Source organism: Streptomyces sp. NPDC001315, assembly GCF_042896175.1.
GTDB lineage: Bacteria > Actinomycetota > Actinomycetes > Streptomycetales > Streptomycetaceae > Streptomyces.
This window is the reverse complement of record NZ_JBIAWZ010000008.1, coordinates 1-13,985: the sequence shown is the minus strand read 5'-3', so window position 1 is coordinate 13,985 and position 13,985 is coordinate 1. Positions and strand designations below refer to the sequence as shown.

Here is a 13,985-nt window from a genome sequence, read left to right as displayed (position 1 = left end):
CCGCGTATCGCACATCGCAGAACCAGGGGTGGGGTCACACATGTCCAGCCATCGTCAGTCGAAGAAGCGCAGATACATCACGTGGGGGGTGGCCGGAGCCGCCGTCGTCGCCGGGGCCGGCATCGCCGCGCAGACGTCGATGGCCGCCACGACCTGGCCCGCCCAGAAGACGTACACGGGCCGCGCGTTCGACACCTGCGCCGCGCCCTCCCTCTCCGCGATGAAGGCCTGGCACACCGGCTTCTACGGCGCCGCCGCCGTCTACATCGGCGGCAAGAACCGTGGCTGCTCCCAGCCCAACCTCACCGCGTCCTGGGTGAAGTCCGTCAGCACCGTCGGCTGGAAACTCATCCCGATCTACGTGGGCGCCCAGCCGCCCTGCCAGACCGGCTCCAGCCCCGAGAAGATCAGCGCCTCCACCGCCGCCTCCCTCGGCGCGAGCGACGCCGCCGACGCGGTCGCCAAGGCCTCCGCGCTCGGGATGAAGGCCGGCAGCCCGGTCTACCTCGACATGGAGTCGTACGACATCACGAACAAGGCGTGCAACGACGCCGTGCTGACGTACGTGCGCGCCTTCGACAAGGCCCTGCGCGCCAAGACGTACCGCAGCGGCTACTACGGCTTCACCAGCTCCAGCGCGAAGGCGATCGCCACCGCCACCAACAAGACGGACCTGCCGGGCAACCTCTGGTACGCGCTGTGGGACAAGCAGAACACCACCACCGCCGACTGGCCGTTCGGCTCGACCCAGTTCACCAACCACAGCCGGGGCCACCAGTACATGGTCAACAGCAAGGAGACCATCGGCGGTTACACGATCACCGTGGACCGGGACGCGTGGGACGGGCCGGTGGCCATCACGGGCTGACGGTTCCCGCCGGGCGGCGCGGCGGTGCCCGAAGCGCTTGCGAATCGTTGGTCGAATGGGTTGGCCAGAGCCTGACCACTGCCTACCATCGATCACCGCAAGACTTTGTGCACCGTCGCACAATCTCCTCGGGAGGTTCCCTTGCACCGCCGCCGTCGCACCGCGCTCGTCCTCTCCGCCGCGATCGCCACCGCGGCCCCCTTCCTCACCGCCTGCGGAAACGATGCGCATCCCGGCGCCGCGGCCGTCGTCGGCAGTGAGCGCATCACCGTCTCGCAGCTGGAGAGCAGGGTGCAGGAGGTGCGCTCGGCGCAGCGCACGGCCGTGCCGGACGACGCGCAGTACGCGCGTGCCATCGCCACCTCCGGCAACCTCACCCGCGACACCCTGCAGGGGATGGTCCTGGACCGGGTGCTCCGGCGGGCCGCCCAGGACGCCGGCGTCGGCGTCACCCGCAACGAGGTCCAGCGGATGCGGGCCGGCCTGGAGCAGCAGGCGGGCGGCGCCAAGGGGCTGGAGGCGGCCTGGCTGCAGCAGTACAACATCCCGCCGGCCCGCCTCGACGACAACCTCCGCCTCCAGCTGGAGGCCCAGAAGCTCGCCACCCACCTCGGTACCGCCACCGACCAGCCCGCCTTCTGGAAGGCCCTGTCCGAGGCGTCCAAGGATCTCCACGTGAACCTCAACCCGCGCTACGGCAGCTGGGACGTCCAGAAGGTGAGCCTCGTCGACGCGAAGACGCCGTGGGTACGGGAGGTCACGGCGGCGGGGTCGCAGCAGACGGCGTAGCGGGTACGCCGTCACCGCTCGGCCTGTGGATAACTCCTGGGGCTGTCGGCGCCGTGCGTTACGTTCGAAGCGTGAACACACCCAGCCCCGAAGCCGCCACCGGCCGCATCGTCCTGCTCACCACCAGCCACCGCGTCGCCCCGGGCCTGCTGTCCTGGCCCGCCTGGCAGGCGCTGCGCGCGGCCGACCGCGTGCTGTGCGCGGACGGAGCACACCCGCAGCTGCCGTATCTGCGCGAGGCGGGGATAGCCGTCGACGAGGCGTCCCCGGCCGCCGAGGAGCTGGTCGACGCCTGCGCCGGCGGGCGCACGGTGGTGGTCGTGGCGACCGGCGAGGGCGAACCGGCCCTGACGGACGGCCTCGCCCGCCTCGCCGGCTCCGGCCGCGTGGCGATGCCGGAGCTGGAGCTGCTCCCCGCCTCCTACGACCTCCCGGGCGCCCGCCTCCTCGACCTCGTACAGGTCATGGACCGCATCCGCGTCGAGTGCCCGTGGTCGTCCCGGCAGACCCACAAGGGCCTGGCCAAGTACGGCATCGAGGAGGCGTACGAGCTCGTCGAGGCGATCGAGGACGGCGACCGGGACGAGCTGCGCGAGGAACTCGGCGACGTCCTCCTCCAGGTCGTCTTCCACGCCCGCATCGCAGAAGAGGATCCGCAGGCCCCCTTCTCCATCGACGACGTGGCCGCCGGCATCGTCACCAAGCTCATCCACCGCCACCCGCACGTCTTCGGCGACGAGACCGCCTCCACCCCCGAGGAGGTCAAGGAGCACTGGCTGCGCACGAAGGCCCAGGAGAAGCGGCGCACCTCCGTCACCGAGGGCATCCCCCTGCACCAGCCCGGCCTCGCCCTCGCCGCCAAGCTGGCCTCCCGCGTCCGCACGGCCGGCCTGGACGTCCCACTTCCGCGGGCCGAGGGCATCGGCTACGAGCTGCTGGCACTGGCGGCCCGCGCCGAGTCGGACGGCGTGGACCCGGAGGCCGCGCTGAGAGCGGCGGCACGGGCTTATCGGGACGCGATCCGGGGGACGGAGACAACGACGGCGACTGAGGAGGAGGGCTGACAGAGTCGACTTCACCCGGGCGTAGTGAACTCCACGGGAAGTTCTCGTAGCCCACGCATGATCAGCCCGCCCCGCCAGCGCAGGTTGACAGGGTCGGCCGCAAGGCGGAGGTCCGGGAGTCGGCGCAGCAGTGTCTCGAGGGCGGTGCGGCCTTCGAGGCGGGCCAGAGGCGCACCGAGGCAGTAGTGGATGCCATGGCCGTATCCGAGGTGCTGGTTGTCCTGGCGGGAAAGGTCGAGCCTGTCCGGCTCGGCGAAACGCGCGGGGTCGCGGTCCGCAGCGGCGAGCACGACCAGCACCGGGTCGCCCGCAGCGATGTGCTGCCCGCCGATGGTGAGAGTTTCGGTGGCGAAGCGCCACGTGGCGAGTTCCACGGGGCCGTCGTAGCGGAGTAGCTCTTCGATGCCGGTTTCGAGCAGCCCCTGTTCACCACGCTCGATCGACTTCTGGAGGCGGGTTCGCTGCTCAGGGGCGCGAAGGAGCGCGTACACGCCGTTGCCGATCAAGTTGATGGTCGTCTCGAAACCCGCGAACAAGAGCACAAAGCACATGGCGGCGGCCTCGTTCTCGGTGAGGTGCTCGCCGTGGTCGGAGGCGCGGATGAGGCCCGAGATCAGGTCGTCGCCGGGGTCGTTGCGCTTACGGTGGATGAGTTCGGCGAGATAGCCGCGGATTTTCTTGACGGAGCGAGCGACACCGCCGCGCGGGCCTCCGCCGTGGCGGATCATCATCCCCGCCCAGTCACGGAAGTCGTCCTGATCCTCACGTGGGACCCCGAGCAGGTCGCAGATCGCGTAGATGGGGAGGGGGAAGGCGAAGTCGTGGATGAGGTCGGCCTTGCCATTGGCGGCGAACCCGTCGATGAGACTGTCCGTCAACTCCTGTACGCGGGGAGCGAATTCGGCTACACGGCGCGGGGTGAACGCTTTGGAGACGAGGCGGCGCAGCCGGGTGTGGTCCGGCGGATCGATATTGAGCAGGTGCGTCATGAGATTGGCGCTGCGCTCGCCCGGGATACCAGTCTTGCTCTTGCCGTGAGCGTCATCAGCATGGTGCTCGGGATTCTTCGACAACCTCCCGTCCGCGAGGGCCTGGCGCGCGTCGGCATAGCGGGTCACCAGCCATGCCTCGACTCCACTGGGAAGCCTTGTCCGATGGACGGGGGCGTGCTCCCGCAGCCAGGCATAGGCCGGGTACGGGTCGGTGGCGAACTCCCAGGTGAAGAGTTCGGGGGCAGTGTTCGGGATGTCCACGACACGACCGTAGCGGGAGCCGTTCTTCTGGACATCAAGGTGAAGCCACTCGGAGAGGTGCGGAAGCGATCGGGAGTCAAGTGCAAGGTGACGGAGTGGCACGAGCGGACAGGGACGCTGGTTCCTGCGGAGGTGCCCGAGTCGGCGTGGCCTGCTGTTGAGCAATTGATGACGGACTTCTTCCAGCGGCGCCAGTTCGCGCGCGGCGCTGTGGACGTCCGGACTCAGGTGAACGGCGTCCTGCATCTGCTGCGTACGGGATGCCTGTGGGATGAGCTCCCTGAACGGTACGGCCCGTGGGCACTTGCCAAGGACAGGCAGAACACCTGGTTCAAGAAGGGCTTCTGGCCGGTCCTGGTGAGCCATCTGAACGCCGCCGGCGGAGGCACGCCGGTTGAGCACGAGGCAAGGGCTCCGTTACTTCAGATCACGCGTGGATCCCGTCGGAGCCGATGAACCGGCTGGAGGCTGGTCGGTGTGGAGTCCCGGTCACCGTGCAAAACGTGACATGCGCTCAACTCTGTGATCTTCACGTGATCCGCGCGGCATTAACTTGTGACAAGTGATCGTCTGCCTATACGTTCACCCATCAGCACGGCGCCCAGCAACACCCGCCGTGCCGGTCACCGCTGTCGCGCGAAAGGTCTCCGTATGCTCTCCGGGAACGGTCGTCACCGTCGCCCCCGTCAGGCTCCGGCTCTCCTCGTCGCGGCCGGAGTGGCCGGCTCCGCCATCGCCATCCCGCTCCTCGGCGCCGGTGGCGCGAGCGCGGCCGAGGGCACCACGTGGGACCACGTGGCCGAGTGCGAGACCGGCGGCTCATGGAGCGCCAACACCGGTAACGGGTACTACGGCGGCCTCCACCTGAGCCAGGCGGACTGGGAGAAGTACGGCGGTCTCGACTACGCCTCCAGAGCCGACCTGGCCAGCCGCTCCCAGCAGATAGCCGTCGCCGAGAAGATCCTCGCCGACCAGGGGGTCGAAGTCTGGTCCACGTGCGGACTGCTCTCGGGGCTCTCCCAGGACTCCGCGTCGGCGAACGTCGACACGGGCGTGGCGGACGGCTCCTCGCACGGAAAGTCCAACTCCTCCAACTCCTCCGCATCATCCGACTCGCACGGCTTGTCCGACTCACCCGAAGAGTCCTCCGGTGAGGCTTCCGCCGACTCGTCCGCCCGGCCCTCCGATGAAGCGTCCTCTTCCCATACTTCTGCGGACACCACGGGCAACTCCGCCAAATCAGACACATCCTCCGGTTCCGGCTCGGACTCGGGTTCCGGTGCGAGCGATTCACGGGGTGGGGACAGCGCGTCCGCCGACGGGGCGAAGGGTGACGACTCGGACAACTCCGAGCAATACGTCGGCTCTTCGAGCCTCGTCGACACCGGCGCGCTCGGTACCGGCCGTCACCGCGGCGGCAGTGCCGACGAGGGAGTGGCCGACACCGGCGGCACCGCCTCCTCCGCAGGCCGGCACGCCTCGTCCGCCGACGCCGCCGACGGCTCGTACGTCGTCCGTGTCGGGGACAGTCTCGTGTCCATCGCCGACTCCCTTGGCCTCGACGGCGGATGGCGCGGGCTCTACGAGGAGAACAAAGAGACGATCGGTACCGATCCGAGCCGCATCGTCCCCGGTCAGACCCTGGAAGTCGGTGCCTAAACGGGCGAAAGGCGGCGGGAGTTGGCGTCCCGGTTCGCCGTTAAATGTCCGGTTTGGTGAAAGTGTGGGATGAGTCTCAGAAGCCCTGATCGTCTTTGAAAAACGGCGGATCGCCTGCCTACGGTCAGGACCGCTCGCCATTGCGAGCCCCGGCTGCCGCAACGCCGAATCCTGCCAGCGGCCGCACGGGAACAGTCGTCGCGTCAAGCGCCGTAGGCAGGAGCGGGGGACCCAAGGTAAGTGCCGGGCCCAGCAGTTGAGGCTGGTTCCGGCTTGGGGTGAAGCCGTGTCCCGTGAGGGACGCGGCCGGGCAACTCAACCGGCCCGAACCCGACAGCTCACCTCGCAGGCGTCGGTGAGGGGATCCAACCATGCTGTTTTCCAGCAAGGGCAAGCACCGTCGTCCGTTCAAGGCCACCCGCGTCGCCGCGCTCGCCGGTGTCACCGGCGTCGCCATCGCCGCCCCGCTGATGGCGGCCGGCAACGCCTCCGCCGCCACCGCCTCCGAGTGGGACACCGTCGCCCAGTGCGAGTCCGGCGGCAACTGGTCCATCAACACCGGCAACGGCTTCTACGGCGGCCTGCAGTTCTCCGCCTCCACCTGGGCCGCGTACGGTGGCACGCAGTACGCCGCCACCGCCGACAAGGCCTCCAAGGCCCAGCAGATCACGGTCGCCGAGAAGGTCCTCGCCGCGCAGGGCAAGGGCGCCTGGCCGACCTGCGGCACGGGCCTGTCCAACGCCGCCTACAACGGTGCCGCCGCCACGCCGAGCACCACCACCCGCTCGACCGACACGCAGGCCGCCTCCCGCTCCACCGAGCGCCCGGCCGCCACGAAGACCGTCACCACCCCGACCGGCGAGAAGGTCAAGAAGGGCGACGGCGAGTACAAGGTCGTCAAGGGCGACACCCTCAGCTCCATCGCCGAGAAGCACGACGTCAAGGGTGGCTGGCAGCAGCTGTTCAAGCTGAACAAGGACATCGTCGACGACGCCGACTTCATCTACCCGGGCCAGCAGCTGCACCTGAAGTGACACCCGGCTCGTAGCTGAACCACAGCGGCCTCACATCCGTGCCTTCCGCAGTGAAGGCCTCGTGCGGGCCACCCCCGTCCCCACGGGCTCCCCGCTCCGGTGCGTGTTCCCCCGTACGCGCCGGAGCGGGGCCTTTTTTGCGATCCGGCTCTTTTCGCGAACCGGCTTTGTTCCGTTCGGAAACAATTTACTCTCGGTTCCGTCCATGGGGCGGTCAACGGCTGGCTGATCGCCCGGAGCCGGTTAGGCTCAGTCTCGCGGGGCCACCACAGGCCCGCGTACCCGCGTCACATCCCAGAAGGAGATGCTCGTGCCGTCCATCGACGTCGTCGTAGCCCGGGAAATCCTGGACTCCCGAGGCAACCCCACGGTCGAGGTCGAGGTCGGCCTCGACGACGGCAGCACGGGTCGTGCCGCCGTCCCGTCCGGCGCCTCCACCGGTGCCTTCGAGGCCATCGAGCTCCGCGACGGTGACCCCAACCGCTACCAGGGCAAGGGTGTCGAGAAGGCCGTCCTCGCCGTCATCGAGCAGATCGGCCCGGAGCTGGTCGGCTACGACGCCACCGAGCAGCGCCTGATCGACCAGGCGATGTTCGACCTGGACGCCACCGACAACAAGGGCTCGCTCGGCGCCAACGCCATCCTCGGCGTCTCCCTCGCCGTCGCGCACGCCGCCTCCGAGGCCAGCGACCTGCCCCTGTTCCGTTACCTGGGCGGCCCGAACGCGCACCTGCTGCCGGTGCCGATGATGAACATCCTGAACGGCGGCTCGCACGCCGACTCCAACGTGGACATCCAGGAGTTCATGATCGCCCCGATCGGCGCGGAGTCCTTCTCCGAGGCCCTGCGCTGGGGCACCGAGGTCTACCACACCCTCAAGTCCGTCCTGAAGTCCAAGGGCCTGTCCACCGGCCTCGGCGACGAGGGCGGCTTCGCCCCGAACCTGGACTCCAACCGCGCCGCGCTCGACCTCATCCTCGAGGCCATCAAGCAGGCCGGCTACGTCCCCGGTGAGCAGATCGCGCTCGCGCTGGACGTCGCCGCGTCCGAGTTCTACAAGGACGGCAAGTACCAGTTCGAGGGCAAGGACCGCTCCGCCGCCGAGATGACGGAGTACTACGAGGAGCTCGTGGCGGCCTACCCGCTCGTCTCCATCGAGGACCCGCTGTTCGAGGACGACTGGGCCGGCTGGAAGGTCATCACCGACAAGCTCGGCGACAAGGTCCAGCTCGTCGGCGACGACCTGTTCGTCACCAACCCGGAGCGCCTGGCCCGCGGTATCGAGGAGGGCACCGCCAACGCCCTTCTGGTGAAGGTGAACCAGATCGGCTCGCTGACCGAGACCCTGGACGCCGTCGAGCTGGCCCAGCGCAACGGCTTCAAGTGCATGATGTCCCACCGCTCCGGCGAGACCGAGGACGTCACCATCGCCGACCTGGCCGTCGCCACCAACTGCGGCCAGATCAAGACCGGCGCCCCGGCCCGCTCCGAGCGCGTCGCCAAGTACAACCAGCTGCTGCGCATCGAGGAGATCCTCGACGACGCCGCGGTGTACGCCGGCCGTTCGGCCTTCCCGCGCTTCAAGGGCGACGCAGAGGTCTCCAAGGGCTGACCCAACCCGGGCCAAGCCTTGGCCAGTCGTACGTACGTCCCCGCACCCGGTCCCGTACCGTGTCCGGGGACGTACGCACGTGTGACGGCTGTGAAGGGGAGGCGGGAGAGCCAGATGGCCGTGAAGGACCGGGACCGTTTCTCCACCGCGACCAGGCTGCGGCTGCTCGGCGAGCAGACGGCGGCCCGCGTCTACCGCTCCCAGACCAAGCGGCAGGCCCGCCGCTCCCGGCTGACCGGCCGGGCCGCGCTGCTCGCCCTCGTCCTGTGCTCGCTGATCGTGGCCCTCGCCTATCCCATAAGGCAGTACGTCTCCCAGCGCGCCGAGATCGCCGACATGGAGCGCCAGAAGCAGCAGGCCAAGGAGCGTGTGGAGCAGCTGCGCGACCTCAAGGCGCGCTGGCAGGACGACGCGTACGCGGCGCAGCAGATCCGGCAGCGGCTGCACTATGTGATGCCCGGGGAGACGGGCTACGTCGTGATCGACCCGGACGCGGCCAAGCAGTCGCGCGCCGACCGGGGGGCGGCCCACCGCCCCTGGTACTCGAACGTCTGGGACGGAGTCGACAAGTCCGACGCCTCCGACCAGTGAACGGACAGAAAGACAGGCATGGAAACGCCCCCGCCGCCCACCCCGCGCACCGAGCCCACCGACGCGGACGTCGAGGCCTTCAAGCAGCAGCTCGGACGGCCGCCGCGCGGGCTGCGCGCCATCGCGCACCGGTGCCCGTGCGGGCAGCCGGACGTCGTCGAGACGGCGCCCCGCCTGCCCGACGGCACGCCCTTCCCGACGACGTACTACCTGACGTGCCCGCGTGCCGCCTCGGCGATCGGCACGCTGGAGGCGAACGGCGTCATGAAGGAGATGACGGAGCGACTGGGGACCGACCCGGAGCTCGCCGCCGCCTACCGTGCCGCGCACGAGGACTACATCGCGCGCCGTGACGCCATCGAGGTCCTGGAGGGCTTCCCGAGCGCGGGCGGCATGCCGGACCGGGTGAAGTGCCTGCATGTGCTGGTGGGGCACTCCCTGGCCGCGGGTCCCGGCGTCAACCCGCTGGGCGACGAGGCGATCGCGATGCTGCCGGAGTGGTGGCGCAAGGGGCCGTGCGTGCAGCCGCTCGAGGCGCCCGACCCGGCGGACGAACACCCTGGTGAGGAGGGCCCCGTCGTCGACCCCGCCGAGGCCCGCAGCGGCCACTTCGCGTACCGGCCGCTGGTCCCCGCGGGTTTCAGCCGCGTCGCCGCGGTCGACTGCGGTACGAACTCCATCCGGCTGCTCGTCGCCGACGTGAACCCGGCCACCGGTGAGCTGCTGGAGCTCGACCGGCGGATGACGATCGTGCGGCTCGGCCAGGGCGTCGACAAGACCGGCCGGCTGGCTCCCGAGGCGCTGGAGCGGACCTTCGCGGCCTGCCGGGAGTACGCGGAGGTGATCCGCGAACTCGGGGCCGGGAAGGTGCGGTTCGTGGCGACCTCGGCCTCCCGGGACGCCTCGAACCGCGACGAGTTCGTCCGTGGCGTCGTGGACATCCTGGGCGTCGAGCCCGAGGTCATCTCCGGTGACCGGGAGGCCGAGTTCTCCTTCACCGGCGCCACCAAGGAGCTGACGGGGCAGCACCAGGGGGGCGCGGAGCGCCCTTCGATCGAGGGTGGTGGGCGACGGGTGGGTGACCTCGCCAAGCCCTACCTGGTCGTGGACATCGGTGGCGGCTCGACCGAGTTCGTCGTCGGCGACGACCATGTGCGCGCCGCGCGCTCGGTCGACGTCGGCTGCGTACGGATGACCGAGCGGCATCTGGTCCGGGACGGGGTGGTCTCCGACCCGCCGACCGAGGAGCAGGTCGCGGCCATGCGCGCCGACATCGAGGCGGCCCTCGACCTCGCCGAGGAGACGGTCCCGCTGCGGGAGGCGCACACGCTGGTCGGCCTGGCCGGTTCCGTCACCACGGTGTCGGCGATCGCGCAGAACCTGCCCGAGTACGACTCGGCCGCCATCCACCACTCCCGCGTCTCCCAGGACAAGGTCCGCGAGATCACCGAGTGGCTGCTGCGCTCCACCCACGCCGAGCGCGCGGCGATCCCCTCGATGCACCCGGGCCGGGTGGACGTGATCGCGGCGGGCGCCCTCGTGCTGCTCTCGATCATGGAGCGGATCGGGGCCGAGGAGGTCGTGGTGAGCGAGCACGACATCCTCGACGGGATCGCCTGGTCGGTGGCGTAGGTCTTGGTTCCTCCTGCTCAGCGGCACTCTGCTGAGCAGGACGGACACCGTATGAGCGGGTCCGGGGAGCCGTGGAACGCCCCTGGGCGACATGCTGTCGGAAAACTTCGTGAAGTTCTTCACAAGGAATTCGGCCCTGGCTGGGGATCCGAGGGTCCCGGTTGGCCCTTTCGGGGGCTCAATGGTCCTGTGGTCGTGCTCAGGGGAGCGTGGCGGGGGTGTCTCGCGAGGGTTCCGCGAGGACTCATTCCCGGGCGCTCACAGGGGGTCCGGAGGGCCGGAGAGGCAGCTCACGCGGCATTGACAACGGTCCGCCCGGGGCGGTGGTTCCCGCTCGCCGCCATGACGTGGATCACGTGAGCCGCGGAGGATAACACACCCCCTGTCGGAGCTTGTGAAGGGGCGCACGAGCGACCCCCCTGGGGCAGGTGGATACTCGATGCCATGAGCACCACGGAGCGTCCCAGGATCCTCGTAGTAGGCGGTGGGTACGTAGGCCTGTACGCAGCTCGGCGCATTCTCAAGAAGATGCGCTACGGCGAGGCGACCGTCACGGTCGTCGACCCCCGGTCGTACATGACCTACCAGCCCTTCCTCCCCGAAACCGCCGCCGGCAACATCTCCCCGCGCCACGTCGTCGTCCCGCTGCGACGCGTGCTGCCGAAGGCGGAGGTTCTCACCGGCCGGGTCACCACCATCGACCAGGACCGCAAGGTCGCCACGATCGCCCCGCTGGTCGGCGAGGCGTACGAGCTGCCCTTCGACTATCTGGTGATCGCCCTCGGCGCGGTCTCGCGCACCTTCCCGATCCCCGGCCTCGCCGAGCAGGGCATCGGTATGAAGGGCATCGAGGAGGCCATCGGCCTGCGCAACCACGTCCTCGAGCAGCTCGACAAGGCCGACTCCACCACCGACGAGGAGATCCGCCGCAAGGCGCTCACCTTCGTCTTCATCGGCGGCGGCTTCGCCGGTGCGGAGACCATCGGTGAGGTCGAGGACATGGCCCGCGACGCGGCCAAGTACTACAAGAACGTGTCCCGCGAGGACATGCGCTTCATCCTCGTCGACGCCGCCGACAAGATCCTTCCCGAGGTCGGTCCCAAGCTCGGCCAGTACGGCAAGGAGCACCTGGAGGGCCGCGGGGTGGAGATCTACCTCTCCACTTCCATGGACTCCTGCGTCGACGGTCACGTGGTGCTGAAGAACGGCCTCGAGGTCGACTCCAACACGATCGTGTGGACGGCCGGCGTCAAGCCGAACCCGGTCCTGGCCCGCTACGGCCTGCCGCTGGGTCCCCGTGGTCACGTCGACACGGCCGCCACCCTCCAGGTCCAGGGCACGGACTACATCTGGGCCGCGGGCGACAACGCCCAGGTGCCGGACATCGCCGCCCGCAAGGCCGGCGTGGAGAACGCCTGGTGCCCGCCGAACGCCCAGCACGCGCTGCGTCAGGCCAAGGTCCTCGGCGACAACGTGGTCTCCGGCATGCGGGGCTTCCCGCAGAAGGAGTACGCGCACTCCAACAAGGGTGCGGTGGCCGGTCTCGGCCTCCACAAGGGCGTCGCGATGATCGTCATGGGCAAGACGAAGATCAAGCTCAAGGGCCGTCTGGCCTGGTACATGCACCGCGGCTACCACGGTATGGCCATGCCGACCTGGAACCGCAAGATCCGCGTCTTCGCCGACTGGACCCTCGGCATGTTCCTCAAGCGTGAGGTCGTGGCGCTCGGCGCGCTGGAGTCCCCGCGCGAGGAGTTCTACGAGGCCGCCAAGCCGGCCCCGGTCGCCGCCGCGCCGAAGACCGAGAAGTCCGGGAAGACCGAGGAGAAGGCCAAGGCCTCCTGACCTCCGGTCACCGAACCACCCCGAAGGGGCCGTCCGCCATCCGTGGTGCGGGCGGCCCCTTCGGCGTTCCCGGGCGCGGCTCCTGACCGGCATGTGCGTGCTAGCTACATCTATTTTGCTTGTTTGTAACTCCAATGCGGGACTGCGCCGTGGGCATGCTGATGTTTACGTGGTGTCGGGACATCCGGGATCAGCTCTCACGGAGGTGTGCGCCATGGCTGACGCCGCGCTGCGGCTCAAGGGCTTCGTCGAACAGTTGCTGGGAGAACCACTCCCGGTGCGCATCCGCGCCTGGGACGGTTCGCAGGCGGGTCCGCCGGGCGCGCCGGCCCTGGTCGTACGCAATCGCCGCGCCCTGCGCCGACTGCTCTGGAAACCGGGCGAGTTGGGCCTGGCGCGCGCCTGGGTCGCCGGGGACCTGGACATCGAGGGCGACCTGTACTCCGCCCTGGATCTGCTCTCCGGCCTCTTCTTCGAGCGCGGCGAGGACGCCAGGACGCTCGCCCAGGCCCTGCGCGACCCCCAGGTGCGCGCCGCCGTCCGCGGCCTGGTGAAACTGGCCGGCCCCGCGCTGCCGCCCGCCCCGCCCCGCGAGGAGGTCCGCAGACCCCGAGGCCGCCTGCACACCCGGCGCAGCGACCGGCACGCCATCAGCCACCACTACGACGTCGGCAACGACTTCTACGAGCTCGTCCTCGGCCCGTCGATGGTCTACTCGTGCGCGTACTGGGAGTCCTCCGAACCGGATGCCCCGCTCGAGGACGCCCAGCGCGACAAGCTCGAACTCGTCTGCCGCAAGCTCGGCCTGACCCAGGGTCGGCGGCTCCTCGACGTCGGCTGCGGCTGGGGCTCCATGGCCATCCACGCGGCACGCGAGCACGGCGTGAGCGTCGTCGGCATCACCCTCTCCCAGGAGCAGGCCGCGTACGCCCGCAAGCGGGTCGCCGACGAGGGGCTGACGGACCGGGTGGAGATCCGCGTCCAGGACTACCGGGACGTCCGCGACGGCCCCTACGACGCGATCTCCTCCATCGGCATGGCCGAACACGTCGGCGCCGAACGCTACCTGGAGTACGCCGAGAGCCTCCACGCCCTGCTGAAGCCCGGCGGCCGGCTCCTCAACCACCAGATCGCCCGCCGTCCGCACCGCGACGAATCGGCGTACGAGCTGGACGAGTTCATCGACGCCTACGTCTTCCCGGACGGCGAACTCGCCCCCGTCGGCACCACCGTCACCCAGCTGGAACGGGCCGGCTTCGAGGTGCGCGACGTCGAGTCGATCCGCGAGCACTACGCCCTCACCCTGCGCCGATGGGTCGCGAACCTGGAAGCCGAGTGGACCAGGGCCACGCAGCTGACCGGCCCGGGCCGGGCTCGCGTCTGGCGTCTCTACATGGCGGCCTCCGCGGTGTCCTTCGAACGCAACCGCATCGGCGTCAACCAGGTCCTCGCGGTACGCACCCCCGAGTCGGGCACCTCCGGGATGCCGCTCAGGGCACGCACCTGGAACTGACCGCACAGCGGAAGGGGCCCCGTTCCGCACCGGATGCTGTTGGTTAATCCGGGGTCTTACGCCTTCTTCGCCCCGTCGGCCGTCTGGTCGGCGGGGCGAAGTCGTGCGAAGTGGCTGGTGCGTGT

The 13,985-nt window shown here is 69.6% G+C and carries 12 protein-coding genes, 1 pseudogene and 1 riboswitch; of the genes and pseudogenes, 12 read left to right on the top strand and 1 reads right to left on the bottom strand.

Annotated elements, in window-relative coordinates:
- Positions 1 to 40: 40 nt before the first annotated feature.
- From ACFY16_RS22715 to ACFY16_RS22705, 3 genes are all read left to right on the top strand, one after another.
- Positions 41 to 868 carry a glycoside hydrolase domain-containing protein gene (locus ACFY16_RS22715; protein WP_390648974.1) on the top strand — a complete coding sequence of 276 codons (828 nt, stop codon included), beginning with the start codon at positions 41 to 43 and terminating at the stop codon, positions 866 to 868.
- Between the two features lie 141 nt (positions 869 to 1,009).
- Positions 1,010 to 1,657 (top strand): SurA N-terminal domain-containing protein, encoded by a 648-nt coding sequence (locus tag ACFY16_RS22710; RefSeq protein WP_390648973.1) that lies wholly within the window; start codon positions 1,010 to 1,012, stop codon positions 1,655 to 1,657.
- Positions 1,658 to 1,728: 71 nt separating this feature from the next.
- On the top strand, positions 1,729 to 2,721 hold the full coding sequence (locus tag ACFY16_RS22705; RefSeq protein ID WP_390648972.1) for a nucleoside triphosphate pyrophosphohydrolase: 993 nt from the start codon (positions 1,729 to 1,731) through the stop codon (positions 2,719 to 2,721).
- An 11-nt stretch (positions 2,722 to 2,732) separates the two neighbouring features.
- On the opposite strand, the gene ACFY16_RS22700 is transcribed toward ACFY16_RS22705, so the two are convergent.
- Positions 2,733 to 3,974, bottom strand: coding sequence for a cytochrome P450 (locus tag ACFY16_RS22700; RefSeq protein ID WP_390648971.1), 1,242 nt, complete (start codon positions 3,972 to 3,974; stop codon positions 2,733 to 2,735).
- Between ACFY16_RS22700 and ACFY16_RS22695 the strand changes: the two genes are divergently transcribed.
- From ACFY16_RS22695 to ACFY16_RS22655, 9 genes and pseudogenes are all read left to right on the top strand, one after another.
- Complete coding sequence (locus ACFY16_RS22695) at positions 3,876 to 4,430, top strand: transposase (RefSeq protein WP_390648970.1); 555 nt, start codon at positions 3,876 to 3,878, stop codon at positions 4,428 to 4,430. The two genes, ACFY16_RS22700 and ACFY16_RS22695, sit on opposite strands and share 99 nt — an antisense overlap.
- 195 nt (positions 4,431 to 4,625) lie before the next feature.
- A complete protein-coding gene (locus tag ACFY16_RS22690) occupies positions 4,626 to 5,633 on the top strand; it encodes a transglycosylase family protein (protein WP_390648969.1) in 1,008 nt (335 codons plus the stop codon).
- A 198-nt stretch (positions 5,634 to 5,831) separates the two neighbouring features.
- A riboswitch (cyclic di-AMP (ydaO/yuaA leader) is annotated at positions 5,832 to 6,000 on the top strand.
- A 4-nt stretch (positions 6,001 to 6,004) separates the two neighbouring features.
- Entirely contained in the window at positions 6,005 to 6,667 is a 663-nt protein-coding gene (locus ACFY16_RS22685; protein WP_390648968.1) for a transglycosylase family protein, read from the top strand.
- Positions 6,668 to 6,971: 304 nt separating this feature from the next.
- A complete protein-coding gene (eno, locus tag ACFY16_RS22680) occupies positions 6,972 to 8,279 on the top strand; it encodes a phosphopyruvate hydratase (RefSeq protein ID WP_390648967.1) in 1,308 nt (435 codons plus the stop codon).
- A 114-nt stretch (positions 8,280 to 8,393) separates the two neighbouring features.
- Positions 8,394 to 8,870 (top strand): septum formation initiator family protein, encoded by a 477-nt coding sequence (locus ACFY16_RS22675; RefSeq protein ID WP_390648966.1) that lies wholly within the window; start codon positions 8,394 to 8,396, stop codon positions 8,868 to 8,870.
- 18 nt (positions 8,871 to 8,888) lie between these two features.
- A pseudogene (locus tag ACFY16_RS22670) lies at positions 8,889 to 9,290 on the top strand (DUF501 domain-containing protein); the annotation flags it as partial.
- A gap of 204 nt (positions 9,291 to 9,494) precedes the next feature.
- Positions 9,495 to 10,502, top strand: coding sequence for an exopolyphosphatase (locus tag ACFY16_RS22665; protein ID WP_390649243.1), 1,008 nt, complete (start codon positions 9,495 to 9,497; stop codon positions 10,500 to 10,502).
- 444 nt (positions 10,503 to 10,946) lie between these two features.
- Positions 10,947 to 12,347 carry an NAD(P)/FAD-dependent oxidoreductase gene (locus ACFY16_RS22660; RefSeq protein WP_390648965.1) on the top strand — a complete coding sequence of 467 codons (1,401 nt, stop codon included), beginning with the start codon at positions 10,947 to 10,949 and terminating at the stop codon, positions 12,345 to 12,347.
- A 214-nt stretch (positions 12,348 to 12,561) separates the two neighbouring features.
- Positions 12,562 to 13,860, top strand: a complete 1,299-nt coding sequence (locus ACFY16_RS22655) for a class I SAM-dependent methyltransferase (protein ID WP_390648964.1) — start codon at positions 12,562 to 12,564, stop codon at positions 13,858 to 13,860.
- Positions 13,861 to 13,985: the final 125 nt, after the last annotated feature.